9 protein-coding genes are annotated in these 18,050 nt (G+C 40.9%); 3 read left to right on the top strand and 6 right to left on the bottom strand.

The window, feature by feature from the left end:
- Window positions 1-77: 77 nt before the first annotated feature.
- Both PNEUHYL_RS12045 and PNEUHYL_RS12040 read left to right on the top strand, forming a co-directional pair.
- Window positions 78-611 carry a DUF1176 domain-containing protein gene (locus PNEUHYL_RS12045; protein WP_059368611.1) on the top strand — a complete coding sequence of 178 codons (534 nt, stop codon included), beginning with the start codon at window positions 78-80 and terminating at the stop codon, window positions 609-611.
- A 119-nt stretch (window positions 612-730) separates the two neighbouring features.
- The gene (locus PNEUHYL_RS12040; RefSeq protein ID WP_059368610.1) at window positions 731-1,153 is read left to right on the top strand and encodes a DUF1176 domain-containing protein; all 423 of its coding nucleotides are present in this window, start codon (window positions 731-733) and stop codon (window positions 1,151-1,153) included.
- A gap of 129 nt (window positions 1,154-1,282) precedes the next feature.
- Here PNEUHYL_RS12040 and deoD read toward each other — a convergent pair whose 3' ends face one another.
- Both deoD and PNEUHYL_RS12030 read right to left on the bottom strand, forming a co-directional pair.
- Window positions 1,283-2,002 carry a purine-nucleoside phosphorylase gene (gene deoD, locus PNEUHYL_RS12035; RefSeq protein ID WP_059368609.1) on the bottom strand — a complete coding sequence of 240 codons (720 nt, stop codon included), beginning with the start codon at window positions 2,000-2,002 and terminating at the stop codon, window positions 1,283-1,285.
- Window positions 2,003-2,088: 86 nt separating this feature from the next.
- Window positions 2,089-3,333 carry a NupC/NupG family nucleoside CNT transporter gene (locus PNEUHYL_RS12030; protein ID WP_059368608.1) on the bottom strand — a complete coding sequence of 415 codons (1,245 nt, stop codon included), beginning with the start codon at window positions 3,331-3,333 and terminating at the stop codon, window positions 2,089-2,091.
- Window positions 3,334-3,825: 492 nt separating this feature from the next.
- On the opposite strand from PNEUHYL_RS12030, the gene phoA reads away from it, so the two are divergent.
- Window positions 3,826-5,229 carry an alkaline phosphatase gene (gene phoA / locus PNEUHYL_RS12025; RefSeq protein WP_059368607.1) on the top strand — a complete coding sequence of 468 codons (1,404 nt, stop codon included), beginning with the start codon at window positions 3,826-3,828 and terminating at the stop codon, window positions 5,227-5,229.
- Between the two features lie 85 nt (window positions 5,230-5,314).
- On the opposite strand, the gene pdxH is transcribed toward phoA, so the two are convergent.
- The 4 genes from pdxH to PNEUHYL_RS12005 form a co-directional block, all read right to left on the bottom strand.
- The gene (pdxH, locus tag PNEUHYL_RS12020) at window positions 5,315-5,947 is read right to left on the bottom strand and encodes a pyridoxamine 5'-phosphate oxidase (protein WP_059368606.1); all 633 of its coding nucleotides are present in this window, start codon (window positions 5,945-5,947) and stop codon (window positions 5,315-5,317) included.
- 76 nt (window positions 5,948-6,023) lie between these two features.
- On the bottom strand, window positions 6,024-6,791 hold the full coding sequence (locus PNEUHYL_RS12015) for a HugZ family heme oxygenase (protein WP_059368605.1): 768 nt from the start codon (window positions 6,789-6,791) through the stop codon (window positions 6,024-6,026).
- A 182-nt stretch (window positions 6,792-6,973) separates the two neighbouring features.
- On the bottom strand, window positions 6,974-8,614 hold the full coding sequence (locus PNEUHYL_RS12010) for an ABC transporter substrate-binding protein (RefSeq protein ID WP_059368604.1): 1,641 nt from the start codon (window positions 8,612-8,614) through the stop codon (window positions 6,974-6,976).
- Between the two features lie 243 nt (window positions 8,615-8,857).
- The gene (locus PNEUHYL_RS12005) at window positions 8,858-18,049 is read right to left on the bottom strand and encodes an ESPR-type extended signal peptide-containing protein (protein ID WP_059368603.1); all 9,192 of its coding nucleotides are present in this window, start codon (window positions 18,047-18,049) and stop codon (window positions 8,858-8,860) included.
- Window position 18,050: the final 1 nt, after the last annotated feature.

The raw sequence follows: 18,050 nt of genomic DNA, 5'->3' as shown, positions 1-18,050 counted from the left end.
TTATGGCTATCGGAATTAACAAAACCGTTAAGATTAACTTTATTTTTACTGAGCGATGCTCTGACCAGGAGGAAATTATGGGAAATTGGCGAATTGTATTATTCGGCTTTTATATGCTCGGACAATGCACCATGGGGCAAGCGTTAGAGGGGATCCGATTTCAGCATAAAGATTGGGAATTGGCCTGTGATAATATCGGAACTTGCCGTATGGCAGGCTATGGTTCGTCTGAAGGAGAAGAATCGTTCCCAGTCTCTTTATACATCGAACGAAAGGCAGGTAATGAGGCATTAATCGGTTTAGCCCGCATTGAGGAATACGCTTATGACGAGAGAGAAAAAGAGCGTACTTTACAGGCGGAATTATGGGTAGATCAAAAAAATTTGGGTATTATCAAATTTGATCAAAAAGATGAGTGGAATTTAGAATATTTTGCACGTTTAAATCCTGAACAAACTCGCTCAGTTATTTATAGCTTAGTGAAGAAATCAAGCCAAATTGAATTGAAAACCCCTAAGCAAGTATGGAGAATTTCTGATCAGGGCGTTACTGCTGTTATGCTTAAAGCCGATGAATTTCAAAAGCGACGGGATACCCCTCAGCATTTTTAAAGAAAAGAAATAGCCATTCTCCCGTATTAGAACAAATTGATAAACCCATTGTAAATATTCCTAAGTTCCATACTGACCGAGAACAGATTTTTAAGTTTGACTCTCCAACAGGACAACGCTTGCTTAAATTGTTAAAGTCGATTGGCGGTATTGATGGAGGGTGTTCTCGATTATCTGAGGATGATGAATATAATTTCTTTTCGGTTTATGAACTTAGTGAGGGGAAGAAACTGGTTGAGGTCGCTTGTGAACTTTTTGCATACAATGATTGGATTTTGTCGGTTGTGATGAATCATGACTTGACTAAAATTGAGCAGGAGGTCTCGACTGTAGAGGAGTATAACGGTTATGAAGGCAAAGGGATTATTTCTTCAAAGATGAAAGGGCGTGGATTGGGAGATTGTTGGTCAATCAGAAAGGCAGCTTGGAACGGAAAGGTGTTTGAACCTATTTTGAATACAGATACGGGAATGTGTAGAGGTTTTGTCGGAGGCGCTTGGAATATGCCGACTTATGTCGCTGATATTAATTATCTTCCCTAGACTAAATGACACTCTCCATATTTCATTAGGCTGTATCTAATATTAAACGGAATGAAAAAAGACGAATAATCGTCACTATTAAAAGAGCGGTCAAACTTGACCGCTCTTTTTTACTGCTTAGTCTGTAAATTATGCGTTTTTGTCGTCAATTAAAATACTTTCTAATGCGATTTCAATCATTTCGTTGAAGGTTAATTGGCGCTCCTCCGCACTGGTTTGTTCATGAGTGCGAATGTGGTCGGAAACCGTACAGATGGTTAATGCACGGGCGCCGAATTCAGCCGCTACGCCGTAGATTCCTGCAGCTTCCATTTCCACACCAAGAATGCCGTATTTTTCCATCACATCGAACATTTCAACATCCGGTGTGTAGAATAAATCTGCTGAGAACAAATTCCCGACTTTCACCGCAATGCCTTTCTCTTTTGCCGCTGCAACTGCCGCACTTGTTAAACCGAAATCGGCAATAGCGGCAAAGTCATTATCTTTAAAACGGATACGGTTTACTTTAGAGTCCGTACAAGCCCCTAACCCAATCACGACATCACGCAATTTGACATCCATTTTTACTGCGCCACAAGAACCGACACGAATGATCTTTTTCACGCCATATTCGGTAATTAATTCTTTAGTGTAGATTGAGCAAGATGGAATCCCCATACCGTGTCCCATTACTGAGATTTTACGACCTTTATAGGTGCCTGTGAAACCAAGCATATTGCGTACATTGGTGACTTCTTTAGCATCATCTAAAAATGTTTCTGCGATATATTTCGCACGAAGCGGATCTCCCGGCATTAATACCGCATCAGCAAATGCACCTTCAGGTGCGTTGATATGTGGAGTCATTGTATTTACCTCTTTTTTGACAATAATGAAAAGAAACGCACCACGTTAATCGTGGTGCAAAATGTGGCGGGATTTGACCGCACTTATTATAGTGCGCCACTTAATCCGATGAAAAGACCGGCAATGGTGGCACTCATTAAGTTGGCTAATGTTCCTCCGATAACTGCTTTTAATCCTAAACGGGCGATATCGCCACGGCGATTCGGTGCCATACCGCCCAAGCCGCCAATTAGGATGGCGATAGAGCTAAAGTTTGCAAAGCCACAGAGCGCGAAAGTGATAATGGCTTTGGTTTTTTCAGTTAATACGACGGGTGTATCCGGTTGTAAATATTTTGTGAATTCAAGGTAGCCAACGAATTCATTCACGGCTAATTTCATCCCGATCATTTGTCCTGCAATGCCAGATTCTTCCCAAGACACCCCGATTAAGTAGGCAAGAGGTTTAAAAATCCAGCCGAAGATGGTTTGTAAGGTTAAATCGCCATAACCAAACCAGCCGCCGATACCGCCTAAAATACCATTAATTAGGGCAATTAAGGCTACAAAAGCGATTAACATTGCGCCGACATTGAGTGCTAATTGCATACCGGCACTTGCGCCACTCGCCATAGCTTCCAGCACATTGGACGGTTTTTCGCTGTCGTCGGCTTCCGGTTGAGAATCAATGAACTGTTGGGTTTGTGGATAAAGAATTTTGGCAAATAATAATCCTGCCGGAGCCGCCATAAAGGATGCTGCGATCAAATAATTAAGCGGTACGCCCATGCCTGCGTAGCCTGCCATGACCGAGCCGGCGATAGAAGCCAATCCGCCTACCATAATGGCGAATAATTCGGATTCCGTCATACGGCTGATATAAGGTTTCACCACTAATGGTGCTTCTGTTTGTCCAACGAAAATATTGGCGGCGGCAGACATAGATTCTGCTTTTGATGTACCTAATAGCCTTTGCAAGGCACCACCAATGATTCTAATCACCAATTGCATAATGCCTAAGTAATAAAGCACGGAAATTAATCCGGAGAAGAAGACGATAATCGGTAATACTTTCACCGCAAAAATAAAGCCTACATTGCTTGGATCTGCCAATCCGCCAAAGACGAAGTTAATCCCTTCATTACCGTAAGCAATTACGTTAGCTACGGCATCGGCGGTTGTGCCCAATACTTTTCGACCAGCCGGTACATATAAAATAAGGGCTGCAAATCCAATTTGGATTACGAACGCCCCTAGTACTGTTCGCCAATTAATCGCACGACGATTATTTGAGAATAATAATGCGATGGCAATTAATACCACCATGCCAAGAATGCTCATTAAAACGTCCATAGTAAACCTCAATTATTAAAGATAAAAACTTGCGCTATTTTACTGTTTTTTTGCCTAATCGTGTGAACTTTTTCCCAAAAAAGTAATGTAATTATCTAATAAATTATTAATCTGTGATCGATACCCTATTTTGCCTTGAAACTTTTATTGGTATGTATTCGGGATAACCAACAATTCCGATGTGATGTAGTAAGCGTACAAAATAAAAAAATTTAAACAATACGTAGGGAGTTGTAGATGGTTTTTTGTAACTTATTGAAATTATTGGTGTTAAATACACGGATGTTTTTATGCTCAGATTGAAATATCGGTTTTGTATATTTGCTATATAACACCAAAAAATTCTTTATAAAAAATGACCGCACTTTCCTACTCTATGGTATGTGAAATTAACCGATTGTTGAAATATTACGGATTCCTATTTAATGTCATCAAAGTGTCATAATGCTTTTTTAGAATGCCTTCGTTCAATTCATACGATAGGAGAAAAAAATGAAATTGAAATCAATAGGAAAACAAGCATTATTAGGTTTATCTTTGAATGCTCTTATGTTATCTGTGAATGCGGTTGAGCCGAGTACAGTGAATAATGATATTTCCCAACGAGGTGGAGCCAAGCGTTTAGTAGAAAGTAAAAAATCGGTATTAAGCGAGTTACTGGAAAAAAATCAGGTTAAAAATGTTATTTTATTAATTGGCGACGGCATGGGCGATTCTGAAATTACCATTGCTCGAAATTATGCGGAAGGGGCGGCTGGTTCGTTTAAAGGAATTGATGCTTTGCCTTTTTCCGGTCATATCACGACTTATGCGCTTGATAAAGAGACAAAACTTGTCGAACAGGTGACGGATTCTGCGGCTTCGGCGACAGCTTGGACATCGGGAATTAAAACCTACAATGGGGCGATAGGTGTGGATGTTTACGGAAAACCTGTAATAAACCTGGCGGAAATTGCCAAAAAATTGGGGAAAGGTACGGGTAATATCACCACTGCTGAAATTCAAGATGCAACTCCTGCCTCACTTTTAGCTCATATTAGTCACCGAAAATGTTATGGTCCGACTGCGACCGCTGAACGTTGTCCGGAAAGTGCTTTAGAAAACGGTGGTTTAGGTTCTATTACAGAGCAATTTTTATCCAATCCTCCGGATATTGTTTTTGGCGGCGGACGTAAAACCTTTGATGAAAAGCCTAATGCTGGAGAATTTAAAGACCGTACATTATGGCAGCAAGCGGTTGATAAAGGGTTTAGTTTAGTGAATAACCTTGAAGGATTAAATAAACTGGATAAAAACAATAAGTTTCCTATTCTAGGTTTATTCTCCGCCGGAAATATGCCCGTTCGTTGGTTAGGCGGACAAGCTACGTTTGAGGGAAATCATGCTAATCCGATAGAGTGTAAAGCGAACCCGGAACGTGATGTAACAATTCCAAATTTAGCTCAGATGACAGAAAAAGCCATTGAGTTGCTACAAGAAAATCCGAACGGCTTTTTCTTACAAGTTGAGGGAGCTTCTATTGATAAGCAAGATCATAAAGCGAACCCTTGCGGGCAAATTGGTGAAACCGTTGATTTAGATGAAGCGGTACAATCCGCCTTGGAATTTGCCCGCAAAGATGGACAAACTTTAGTGATTGTTACAGCGGATCATGCTCACACCAGCCAATTAGTACCGAATAAAGCGAAACCGGCAGGTTTAACCCAAACACTTAAAGCAAAAGACAATTCAATTATGACGGTCAGTTACGGCACTGGCAAAGAGGCTGATGATCAACAGCATACAGGAAGCCAACTTCGCATTGCCGCATACGGCCCGAAAGCTTATGAATTTTCAGGATTGCTGGATCAAACGGATATTTTCTTTATCATTAAACAGGCATTACAAGGTAAATAATTTATTAATTACAACTTAGAGTATAAGCAAAGGGAGGCATAGGGATGTGCCCCCTTTTTTATTTTTTATGAGCGTTAATTGTTATTTAAGGTGAAAGGCGTTCGCGAATCCAACTATTATTTTCGAGACGATATTGAATGCGATCATGTAAACGACTTGGACGACCCTGCCAGAATTCTACACAATCCGGTATAACTATGTAGCCGCCCCAATGTGTGGGACGTGGTACGTGAATCGGGTATTTAGCGGCAATAAGTGCGGCTTTTGCCAATAAAGATTTATAGCCGGAAATGACCGCACTTTGTTTGCTTGCCCAAGCACCAATTCGGCTTGTATAAGGTCGGCTGGCAAAATATTCATCGGATTGTTGATCTGAAATTTTAACGGCTTTGCCTTCAATACGAACTTGGCGTTCCAGCTCAGGCCAAAAGAAAGTCAGGGCAACATAAGGATTATGCTCGACTGATCGTCCTTTTTTACTATGATAGTTGGTGAAAAAGACAAAACCCTGTTGATTGACTTCTTTGAGCAATACCATACGACTACTCGGTTTGCCGTTTTCATCCACCGTTGCAACATTCATCGCCGTTGGTTCATTGACTTGGCTGGTGATGGCTTCATTCATCCATAATTCAAATTGTGAAATTGGATTTTCGTTACAATCGTATTGGGATAGCACTCGTTTACGGTACTCTTCTCGAATATTATGCAAATCCATTTTTATCTCCTTTTGCAAGAAAAAGCCCCAGTGAAAATACTGAGGCTAGGATAGATCTTGTAAAAACATTCGTCAATTAAGATTGGTTAGCGGTCGCTTTTTCGTGTGGGTTGCCTTTAACACCAATGTGTGAAATTTCCCCATTCGGAGTGATTGAGTAGGCTTGGCCAAAACCTCGCACAAAACGCCCTGCACCAAAAGTTAATTCAATAAGATCAAAATCGGTAAAGTCTCTAATCGTTTTAATACCGCTAACGTTATTCATGGTTTCGGCTAATTTATCAAGGGCTTTTTCTACGATTGGATCTTCTCTTGGTATGAATCGGGCAGTAGCTTTGTAGCGAAGGCGGGTACGTACAATAATTGATTTGGCTTGGCTTTCGTCTTCTAAAAACATGACTTCAACTTGATTTGGATTTCGTTTCAGATTGTCGTAATGTTCTGCAACGGCACTGATATAAATATAATTTTTACCATCAAGAGAAATGATGGGCGCGTAAGAAGCAATCGGTGCGCCTTCAGCATCAAGTGTTGAAAGTACACAGCTCTTCACACTTTGCCGAAATTCATCAATTTTTGCTTTGATTCGGCCATAGTTTTCCACGGGTTTATTTTCGACACAGAGCGTAATGATGGCTTGTTTGATTGAATTTTCATCTGTAGGTTGAGGGAATTCTATGCGTAGTTTTTTGCCATTGTTGTATTCAAAATCTAAACCGCCAAAATCAACATTAATCAGTTTGATTTCGGTGATTTCTTTTTCTCCACCAAATTTTTTACAAAGCGCAAGCATATCATCTTGATGATGATCATTCATGTGAGTGATAATTCGATTGAAATCCATTTGAACTCCTATTTTTTGTCAATGATTTTTTAATCATTTCACGATGTGATAAATAAAAGAAATAGCGAACTCATTATACGGAAGAAAAAAAGATTTTATAGCTAATTTGCAAAATATAATTATTCTTATTTGAAAAAGCCCTTATGAAAACATAAGGGCAGGATAAAAATTATCGTTAGCGGTTATTTACCGTTTACGCTCACACCGTAGAAGGCATCATAACCGAACGGGCTTTGAACATAGCCTTTTACACGTGGGCTTAATGGGGCAAATCCAACGGAGTGTGCCACAGGAATCCAAGGTGCTTGTTCGTGGACGATAACCTGAGCTTGTTTATAAAGTGCAGCACGCTCCTCTTTATTGGTTAAACTGAGCGCTTTGTCTAATAAGACATCAAATTCAGGATTTTTGAAACGGGCATAATTTGAGTTTCCCGCATTCGCACTGGCTAATAGTGGTGATAAGAAATTATCCGGATCACCGTTATCGCCAGACCAACCGAAAATACCGGCAGTTAATTCTCCGGCTTTTGCCCGTTTTTGATAATCTGCCCATTCATAATTAACCGGATTGGCTTTTACGCCCACTTTTGCCCAATCCGCCATAATCAGTTCAGCCATACGTTTGGGATTCGGGTTGGAAGCACGAACCACCGGTTGAATCCAAAAATCCGTTTCAAAACCATTCGGATAGCCCGCTTCAGTTAAGAGTTGTTTTGCTTTTTCCGGATCGTACGGATAATCTTGAACCTCATCGTTATAACTCCAAATAGTTGGTGGCAACGGATTTTTTGCCGGTGTGCCGGCGCCTTGATACACAGCATCAATAATGGCTTTTTTATCCACCGCATAATTTAATGCCTGACGCACTTTTACGTTGTCAAAAGGTGCTTTTTCTGTGTTAAATGCGATATAGGCTACGTTCAAGCCTTTTTGTTCCAAGAGCTGTACTTTCGGATCGGTTTTCATTTTTGCCAAATCCGCCACATTTGGGAATAAAATTAAATCGCAAGTTCCTGATTGTAATTTTGCATAACGGGTGGAAGCATCCGGTACGATACTGATCACTAAGCGATCGAGCGGTGTACGTCCTTTCCAGTAATTTTCATTTGCCACATATTGTGCCGCCTGATCAATTTTATAGTCCACAAAGACAAACGGACCCGTCCCCACAGGACGGTTATCAATGGTTTCCGGTTTACCTGCTTTTAGCATCTCATCCGCATACTCTGCAGAATAAATGGAAATAAAATCCATCCCTAAACTTGCTAAGAACGTCGCATCTTTTTTATTTAAGGTAATACGAACAGTATTGTCATCCACTTTCTCTACGGATTTTAATAAATCAGGAAATTTCATTGCTTTGAAATAGGGATAAGTACCTTTTGATACATTGTGATAAGGATGATTTGGATCTAACTGGCGTTGGAATGAAAAAAGTACATCATCGGCATTGAAATCACGGCTTGGCGTAAATTCCTTGGTGGTATGGAATTTTACCCCTTTACGGAGATGAAACGTATAAGTTAAACCGTCCTCGCTAATGTCCCAACTTTCTGCTAAGGCAGGCTCAATATCCGTTGAACCTTTTTTAAACTCTACCAATCGGTTATATACTTGCTGTGAACTCGCATTATAAGAGGTGCCTTCCATCACAAGTGCAGGACTAAAACCCAATGGTGCTTTCGCCGTGCAGTACACAAAAGTATTGTTCGATGATGAAACATTTGCTGCTTGAGCATTTTTATCGGATGAACCGAATTGATCACAAGCTGCTAAAAGTAATGAAGCAGCCATAAATGTTAGGCTTGTTTTTAATTTCATAGTTGTGTCCTCATTTTAAATTAGATTGGTAAAAGGTATGGTTCTCGATGAGCAGCTCATAAATAGCAATTTATAATTAAGTTTAGCAACAGTGAATACCGAATTTTTCGTAAAATCACTGCATTATCGTTTAGATATTACAAAATGAGCGTACTTTAAGTACGCTCATTATTTATATCAGATTTTGTGCAGCCAGGGTAAAGATTAAAAACTTTACTAATTTTGACCGCACTTTTAGGTTAATTAGAACTTCCAACCAACCGCTGCACCACCGGCATAATCTCCTGAATTGTTCGCACTACCACCGATTTTGATAATAACGCGACCGTTGTCGGTCACTCTGGAGTAGCCCACTGCGATTGCCGATGCACCACGGTAAGTACCACCACCCACACTCACAACACTTTCACCTGCACGATAAGATTGCGGTAGTAAGCTCATTGCAACAGCGGAAGCGATACCACTGCGTAAGCGACGATCAACCCGATTAATACGACTATGCACATCGCGCATATTTAGCGACAATTTCTTGTCAAAATAACCGAGATTTACTGCATCGCTGGCTTCTTTCGGATCTGCGACATTTGTTACCCGTACAGGTTTGTCCGAGCCGCTATTGAGTCTTACAACATCTGTTCGATGTTGAACATCTTTGTTTGTTTTAGGATCGACATAAACGAGTGGTCCGGTCATTTGTAATTGATCCAATGCCTGACTAAGCGTTTTTTTGTCGGTATTGCCATAAATATTAAAGCTACCTTCAATATCAGAATTACCTAAATCAATTTTCGCATTATCCGCAAGAGTTAAAGATTTATTAATCGTTACATCTTGTAAAACAGTATTGCCTTCAACGGTTAGACTTCCTCCAATCGTTGAATTCCCCTTCGTGGTACTGTCGCCATTCACCAAAAGATCTTGAGTGGTGGTTGTACCTTCAATCGTTGCATTACCTTTCACAAGACTGTCACCCTCAACCGTTGCGTTACCTTTCGTTAAGGTATCTTTCTCAAAGGTCGCGTTGCCTTTAACGGTGCTGTCACCTTCAACAGTAGCGTTACCTTTCACAAGGCTGTCGCCCTCAACTGTTGCATTTCCTTTCGTTAAGGTGTCTTTCTCAAAGGTTGCATTGCCTTTAACGGTGCTGTCACCTTCAACCGTAGAGTTACCTTTCACAAGGCTGTCGCCCTCAACGGTTGCCTTACCTTTCGTTAAGGTGTCTTTCTCAAAGGTTGTATTGCCTTTAACGGTGCTGTCACCTTCAACGGTTGAATTGCCTTTCACAAGGCTATCACCATTAACCGTTGCATTTCCTTTAGTAAGAGTATCTTTCTCAAAGGTAGCATTTCCCTTAACGGTGCTGTCGCCTTCAACAGTTGCGTTACCTTTCGTTAAGGTATCTTTTTCAAAGGTCGCATTGCCTTTAGTAAGAGTATCTTTCTCAAAGGTAGCATTTCCTTTAACGGTGCTGTCGCCTTCAACAGTTGCGTTACCTTTCGTTAAGGTATCTTTTTCAAAGGTCGCATTGCCTTTAGTAAGAGTATCTTTCTCAAAGGTAGCATTTCCCTTAACGGTGCTGTCGCCTTCAACAGTTGCGTTACCTTTCGTTAAGGTATCTTTTTCAAAGGTCGCATTGCCTTTAACGGTGCTGTCACCTTCAACCGTAGAGTTACCTTTCACAAGGCTGTCGCCCTCAACGGTTGCGTTACCTTTCGTTAAGGTGTCTTTCTCAAAGGTTGCATTGCCTTTAACGGTGCTGTCACCTTCAACGGTTGAATTGCCTTTCACAAGGCTATCACCATTAACCGTTGCATTTCCTTTAGTAAGAGTATCTTTCTCAAAGGTAGCATTTCCTTTAACGGTGCTGTCGCCCTCAACGGTTGCGTTACCTTTCGTTAAGGTGTCTTTCTCAAAGGTCGCATTGCCTTTAACGGTGCTGTCACCTTCAACCGTAGAGTTACCTTTCACAAGGCTGTCGCCCTCAACGGTTGCGTTACCTTTCGTTAAGGTGTCTTTCTCAAAGGTTGCATTGCCTTTAACGGTGCTGTCACCTTCAACGGTTGAATTGCCTTTCACAAGGCTATCACCATTAACCGTTGCATTTCCTTTAGTAAGAGTATCTTTCTCAAAGGTAGCATTTCCCTTAACGGTGCTGTCGCCTTCAACAGTTGCGTTACCTTTCGTTAAGGTATCTTTTTCAAAGGTCGCATTGCCTTTAGTAAGAGTATCTTTCTCAAAGGTAGCATTTCCTTTAACGGTGCTGTCGCCTTCAACAGTTGCGTTACCTTTCGTTAAGGTATCTTTTTCAAAGGTCGCATTTCCTTTAGTAAGGGTATCTTTCTCAAAGGTCGCATTGCCTTTAACGGTGCTGTCGCCTTCAACAGTTGCGTTACCTTTCGTTAAGGTATCTTTTTCAAAGGTCGCATTGCCTTTAGTAAGAGTATCTTTCTCAAAGGTAGCATTTCCTTTAACGGTACTATCACCGTCAACGGTTGAATTCCCCTTAACTGCTAAGTCTTTTTCAATTGTAGCGTTATTAGTAACAGTCAGATCTTTAGTTGTGGTTGTGCCATCTACATCTAAGTTACCACCAATAGTTGCATTACCTGTGGTTGTTAAATTACGGAAAGTAGGATCTTTCGCCATTAGAATTTCTATCGCACCTGTTGTTGCATTAGCTACAGTACGAATATTACTACTATCAGCCTCTTTATCCTCTGCTAAACTGCCTTTAACTGTCAGTGTTTCGCCTAATTTACGGTTGACAATTTCACCATTATTTCCCGTGAAATTCAGACCTTTACCTGTAAGATTACTGAAGTCTTGGATCGTTGTGTAAAGTTGACCACCTGTTACTGCATCTTTACTACCCTCTGTGACATTTCCTTCACCAATATTGCTGATAACATTGCCACCCATATCCACTTTTGTGCCATTCGCTACAGTAAAGGTTTTATCTTGACCACCTACAGTTGTATTACCGGATAATACGGTTTCACCTGTGGAAGTCAGTTTATTGCTAAACGTGCCATTTTCAGAAGTTAAATTGGTGATTGTGCCGTTTGTCGCAGTTAAATTATTCACTGTCGCGTTATTCGTGACAGTAAGATCTTTGGTGGTTGTTGTGCCTTCAACAGTCGCATTACCTTTGGTGACAGTATCTTTCTCAAAAGTCGCATTGCCTTTGACCGTGCTATCACCCTCAACAGTAGAGTTACCTTTCACCGTTGAATTGCCCTTCACCGTCAAATCTTTTTCGATATTGGCATTGTTGGTTACATTTAAATCTTTGGTTGTAGTCGTGCCTTCAACTGTCGCATTACCTCTGGTGACAGTATCTTTCTCAAAAGTCGCATTGCCTTTGACCGTGCTATCACCCTCAACAGTAGAGTTACCTTTCACCGTTGAATTGCCCTTCACCGTCAAATCTTTTTCGATATTGGCATTGTTGGTTACATTTAAATCTTTGGTTGTAGTCGTGCCTTCAACTGTCGCATTACCTCTGGTGACAGTATCTTTCTCAAAAGTTGCATTGCCTTTGACCGTGCTATCACCCTCAACAGTAGAGTTACCTTTCACCGTTGAATTGCCCTTCACCGTCAAATCTTTTTCGATATTGGCATTGTTGGTTACATTTAAATCTTTGGTTGTAGTCGTGCCTTCAACTGTCGCATTACCTCTGGTGACAGTATCTTTCTCAAAAGTCGCATTGCCTTTGACCGTGCTATCACCCTCAACAGTAGAGTTACCTTTCACCGTTGAATTGCCCTTCACCGTCAAATCTTTTTCGATATTGGCATTGTTGGTTACATTTAAATCTTTGGTTGTAGTCGTGCCTTCAACTGTCGCATTACCTCTGGTGACAGTATCTTTCTCAAAAGTCGCATTGCCTTTGACCGTGCTATCACCCTCAACAGTAGAGTTACCTTTCACCGTTGAATTGCCCTTCACCGTCAAATCTTTTTCGATATTGGCATTGTTGGTTACATTTAAATCTTTGGTTGTAGTCGTGCCTTCAACTGTCGCATTACCTCTGGTGATAGTATCTTTCTCAAAAGTTGCATTGCCTTTGACAGTGCTATCACCCTCAACAGTAGAGTTACCTTTCACCGTTGAATTGCCCTTCACCGTCAAATCTTTTTCGATATTGGCATTGTTGGTTACATTCAAATCTTTGGTTGTAGTCGTGCCTTCAACTGTCGCATTACCTTTGGTGACAGTATTTTTCTCAAAGGTTGCATTGCCTTTGACTGTGCTATCACCGTTCACTGTTGAATTACCACCAATTGTGGCATCACCTGTGGTCGAAATTGTTTCAAATTCAGGTTTTTCTGCTACTTGAATTTCAACTTTACCCTCAGTCACCACGGTTTTGACATTTTTAGAGCTATAGTTACCGCTTGTTGTAGCTGTTCCCGTGATATTTAATGTTTCACCTAATTTGCGACTTGTATTTCCTGAATTACCTGTAAAGCTTAGCCCTTTATCTGTTAGGCTTGAGGTGATATTTTGAATTGTGGTGTGTAATTGACCACCTGTTATCGCATCTTTACTGCCTTCGGAGATATTTCCGTCAGTAATGTTGCTGATAACATTGCCCCCCATATCCACTTTTGTGCCATTCGCTACCGTAAAGGTCTTACCTTGACCGCCTACAGTTGTGTTACCGGATAATACGGTTTCACCTGTGGAAGTCAGGTTATTGCTAAACGTGCCATTTTCAGAAGTTAAATTGGTGATTGTGCCGTTTGTTGCGGTTAAATTATTCACTGTTGCGTTATTAGTGACAGTAAGATCTTTAGTGGTTGTTTTACCTTCAACTGTCGCATTACCTTTGACCGTGCTATCGCCCTCAACAGTAGAACTACCTTTCACCGTTGAATTGCCTTTTACCGTCAAATCTTTTTCGATATTGGCGTTGTTGGTCACATTCAAGTCTTTGGTTGTAGTTGTGCCATTAACAGTTGAGTTGCCATCAACGGTTGAATTACCTTTTACTGTCAAATCTTTTTCGATATTGGCATTGTTGGTCACATTCAAGTCTTTGGTTGTGGTCGTGCCATTAACAGTTGAGTTGCCATCAATGGTTGAATTACCTTTTACCGTTAAATCTTTTTCGATATTGGCATTGTTGGTCACATTCAGATCTTTGGTTGTGGTTGTGCCATTAACCGTTGAGTTGCCATCAACGGTTGAATTACCTTTTACCGTTAAATCTTTTTCGATATTGGCGTTGTTGGTCACATTCAGATCTTTGGTTGTGGTCGTGCCATCAACGGTTGAATTGCCTTTTACCGTCAAATCTTTTTCGATATTGGCATTGTTGGTCACATTCAGATCTTTGGTTGTGGTCGTGCCATTAACCGTTGAGTTGCCATCAACGGTTGAATTACCTTTTACCGTTAAATCTTTTTCGATATTGGCGTTGTTGGTCACATTCAAGTCTTTTGTTGTGGTTGTACCATTTACACCTAAATCACCGCCTACTGTTGTATTACCGGTCGCTGTTAAGTTACGGAATGTAGGGTCTTTTGCCATCACAATTTCTATCGCACCTGTCGTTGCATTTGCAACTGTACGAATATTGCTGCTATCAGCTTCTTTATTTTCTGCTAAGCTACCTTGAACCGTAAGTGTTTCACCTAATTTACGGGTGACAACTACACCATTGTTCCCTGTAAAATTCATACCTTGATTGGTTAGGCTATTTGTGATGTTTTGAATTGTCGTGTGTAACTGACCACCTGTTATCGCATCTTTACTGCCTTCGGAGATATTTCCGTCAGTAATGTTGCTGATAACATTGCCACCCATATCCACTTTAGTGCCATTCGCTACCGTAAAGGTTTTACCTTGACCACCTACAGTTGTGTTACCGGATAATAGAGTTTCACCAGTGGAAGTCAGGTTATTGCTAAACGTGCCATTTTCAGAAGTTAAATTGGTGATCGTACCGTTGGTTGCGGTTAAATTATTAACGGTAGCATTATTGGTGACATTTAAGTCTTTGGTTGTGGTCGTGCCATCAACGGTTGAATTACCTTTTACTGTCAAATCTTTTTCGATATTGGCGCTGTTGGTCACATTCAAGTCTTTGGTTGTGGTTGTGCCTTTGACTGTGCTATCGCCCTCAACAGTAGAGTTACCTTTCACCGTTGAATTGCCCTTAACCGTTAAATCTTTTTCGATATTGGCGTTGTTGGTCACATTCAAATCTTTGGTTGTGGTTGTGCCTTTGACTGTGCTATCGCCCTCAACAGTAGAGTTGCCATTTACCGTTGAATTGCCCTTCACTGTCAAATCTTTTTCGATATTGGCATTGTTGGTGACATTTAAATCTTTGGTTGTGGTTGTGCCTTTGATTGTGCTATCGCCCTCAACAGTAGAGTTACCTTTCACCGTTGAATTACCACCAATTGTGGCATCACCTGTGGTCGAAATTGTTTCAAATTCAGGTTTTTCTGCAATTTGAATTTCAACTTTACCCTCTGTTACCACGGTTTTGACATTTTTAGAGCTATAGTTACCGTTTGTCGTAGCTGTTCCCGTGATATTTAATGTGTCGCCAAGTTTACGGGTTGTATTTCCTGAATTGCCGGCGAAGGTCAATGGATTGTTAGAAAGTGCGGTCAAATTATTCGTGATATTTTGCTCTACTTTATCCAACTGACCTTTAGTTGCTGCATCGGTTGCATTTGTTCCCTCTGTGATATTGGAAATCACATTGCCACCCATATTAACGGTTGTTCCGTTAGCGACAGTAAAGGTTTTACCTTGACCGCCTACAGTTGTATTACCGGATAATAGAGTTTCTCCTGTGGAAGTCAGGTTCTTGCTAAACGTACCATTTTCAGACGTTAAATTGGTGATCGTACCATTGGTAGAATTCAAGTTAGTGATTGTACCGTTAGTTGAATTCAAGTTAGTGATTGTACCGTTAGTCGAATTCAGGTTAGTGATTGTACCGTTGGTAGAATTCAAGTTAGTGATCGTACCGTTGGTAGAATTCAAGTTAGTGATTGTACCGTTGGTAGAATTCAAGTTAGTGATCGTACCGTTAGTCGAATTCAAGTTAGTGATCGTACCGTTGGTAGAATTCAAGTTAGTGATTGTACCGTTAGTTGAATTTAAGTTAGTGATTGTGCCGTTGGTTGCGGTTAAATTATTAACGGTAGCATTGTTGGTGACATTTAAGTCTTTAGTTTTGGTTGTGCCATTAACAGTTAAATCTCCGCCAATCGTTGCACCATTGCTCGTTGTAATGCTGGTGAAATTCGGTGAATTATTAACGGATAATGTAATATCTTTGCCGCTTTGAGTGATATTAAGATTTTTTCCTGCAATAACTTTTACAGTATCGCCCATCTGAACATTGGTCGAACTATTACCTTCTACATTACCGCCTTCAGCCTTTCCTGTATTGATGTTCCAACCTTGATTAACTTTATTTAGGGCGGTGTTTGCCGTAGTGTTAGCCGCATTTGCAGTTGTATTGGCAGTATTTGCAGTTGTATTGGCAGTATTTGCCGTTGTGTTAGCTGCATTTGCAGTTGTATTGGCAGCATTTGCCGTTGTATTAGCTGCATTTGCAGTTGAATTGGCGGTATTTGCCGTAGTATTAGCAGCGTTAGCAACCTTGCTTACATCATCTAACTGTCCTTTATTTACCGCATCCGTTTTTGCTGTACCATTATTTACGTTGGTGATCTTATTATTGCCCATGTGTACAGTGGAACCACTTTGGAAAGTAATATTTTTACCTTCACCTCCAAGTAGAATGTTACCACGTAAATTTGATGTACCGGATACTGTTAATGAACCACCGGCGGCTACATTCAATTTCTTGTCCACATCGACTTGAGTAAATTTCGGATTATCAACGGTCTTGACTGTAATTGTGCTACCGTTACGCTCTACATTAATATTTTTTCCTTGAGCAATATTGATTGAACTATTTCGTGTGATCTTCTCACCAGCATCATCATTAACTTTAAGCAAGAAACTAGAATTATTGAGTGCATTATTAATTGCATCTGATACGGTTTTAGCGGTTGTTAAACCTGATGTGCCTGAAACGTTGGTCATTCCTTTTGCATCAGTAGAAATATTTTGTGTCACCACATTCATTTTGACAGATGAACTATTATCACCATCGGTAACCACTGCTGTTGTATAGTCGCCATTAGTGAAATTCACTAAACCATCATTATTAATACGAGATTTTGTACTGCCGTTTTGTTGAATATTAAAACCCGTATGTTTCATTGCTTGATAAAGTTGGCTACCATTGATTGCATCGGTTGATGTTGCTGAAACCCGCCCTGCTGCAACATTAATAATTTGGCGTTTCATTGTTCCATTGCCAACAGATACAACCCTAGTAATATCATTACTATCGCTAGGATCCCCTGTTTTGGCTGCTCCAGCAAAATTATCAGTGTTAATATTGTTGCCAGAATCATTCTTTACTGTAAAGTTTGTTGATGTTCCAGCTCGTTCAGTTTCTGAATAAAAGCCTAATGCCACACCACCTTGATGAACGGCTTTAGAATTAGCCCCTATCGCAGTTGCATGGTTCTGCCAAGGAGCGCCTGCCGTAGCATTCGCTCCTAACGCTACGGTTTCACCTGACTTAGCAGTAGCCCCTGTTCCAATAGCGGTTGTTAATTCACCATTTGCAGTTGCCTTTACCCCTACTGCCACACTGGCTTTATCAGTACGACCATTTGATGCAGAGGCATATTGACCAATCGCAACACCTGTTCCTGCGGTAGTATTCGTACCAATAGCTGTACCACCTGCCGCTGTCGCTTTAGATAAAAAACCAACAGCTGTTGCTCCTTCACCATTTGCTGTAGCGTTGGCTCCGAAGGATGCAGTACCTCTTCCGTCTGCTTGAGAGCGACCACCAACTGCAGTAGCTTCCAAACCATTAGCATTTGTATATCCACCAACTGCTACTGAAGGGAAATCCTGATCACCGTTATTACTTCCCGTAGCACTTGCCCGATAACCAAGTGCTACCCCAATTCTTGTTGTTACATTCGAGCCGGTACCAATTGCGATAGCTCCTGGGGCTGCGGCTTTTGCTCGAGTTTCACCCCACTGTTTATTATTTTCTATACCAATAGCAATTGCATTACTATCACCAGTTGCTTCACCACCTGCAATTGCAGTACCTTGCCCCGATTTGTGTTTAATTTCCCCACTACCGGCTTGTATGGCGAAAGCATTTGGTACCACCACTGCCATCATCACTGCAGATGTAATAGCAATAGTCTTAATACCGGCAAAAGATTTCCCTTTTACTTCACTTTTATCCGAAACCTCAACGGTGCTATTAGAGGAGGATTTACAATGCCCTTTTGCTAACTCAGATACCGCCATCCAAGTTTGCGTGGTGTGGTTGAAAATTACTTTAAAGATTTTGTTCATG

This window comes from Rodentibacter caecimuris (assembly GCF_001019715.1).
Lineage (GTDB): Bacteria > Pseudomonadota > Gammaproteobacteria > Enterobacterales > Pasteurellaceae > Rodentibacter > Rodentibacter caecimuris.
The sequence above is the reverse complement of the archived record's forward strand: the minus strand, read 5'-3'. Positions and strand labels throughout refer to the sequence as shown.

Coding starts and splice junctions, on each gene's coding strand:
- deoD (WP_059368609.1), bottom strand. CDS start 2,002: ATGACTCCACATATCAACGCACCTGAAGGTGCATTTGCTGATGCGGTA.
- PNEUHYL_RS12030 (WP_059368608.1), bottom strand. CDS start 3,333: ATGGACGTTTTAATGAGCATTCTTGGCATGGTGGTATTAATTGCCATC.
- pdxH (WP_059368606.1), bottom strand. CDS start 5,947: ATGGATTTGCATAATATTCGAGAAGAGTACCGTAAACGAGTGCTATCC.
- PNEUHYL_RS12015 (WP_059368605.1), bottom strand. CDS start 6,791: ATGGATTTCAATCGAATTATCACTCACATGAATGATCATCATCAAGAT.
- phoA (WP_059368607.1), top strand. CDS start 3,826: ATGAAATTGAAATCAATAGGAAAACAAGCATTATTAGGTTTATCTTTG.
- PNEUHYL_RS12005 (WP_059368603.1), bottom strand. CDS start 18,049: ATGAACAAAATCTTTAAAGTAATTTTCAACCACACCACGCAAACTTGG.
- PNEUHYL_RS12010 (WP_059368604.1), bottom strand. CDS start 8,614: ATGAAATTAAAAACAAGCCTAACATTTATGGCTGCTTCATTACTTTTA.
- PNEUHYL_RS12045 (WP_059368611.1), top strand. CDS start 78: ATGGGAAATTGGCGAATTGTATTATTCGGCTTTTATATGCTCGGACAA.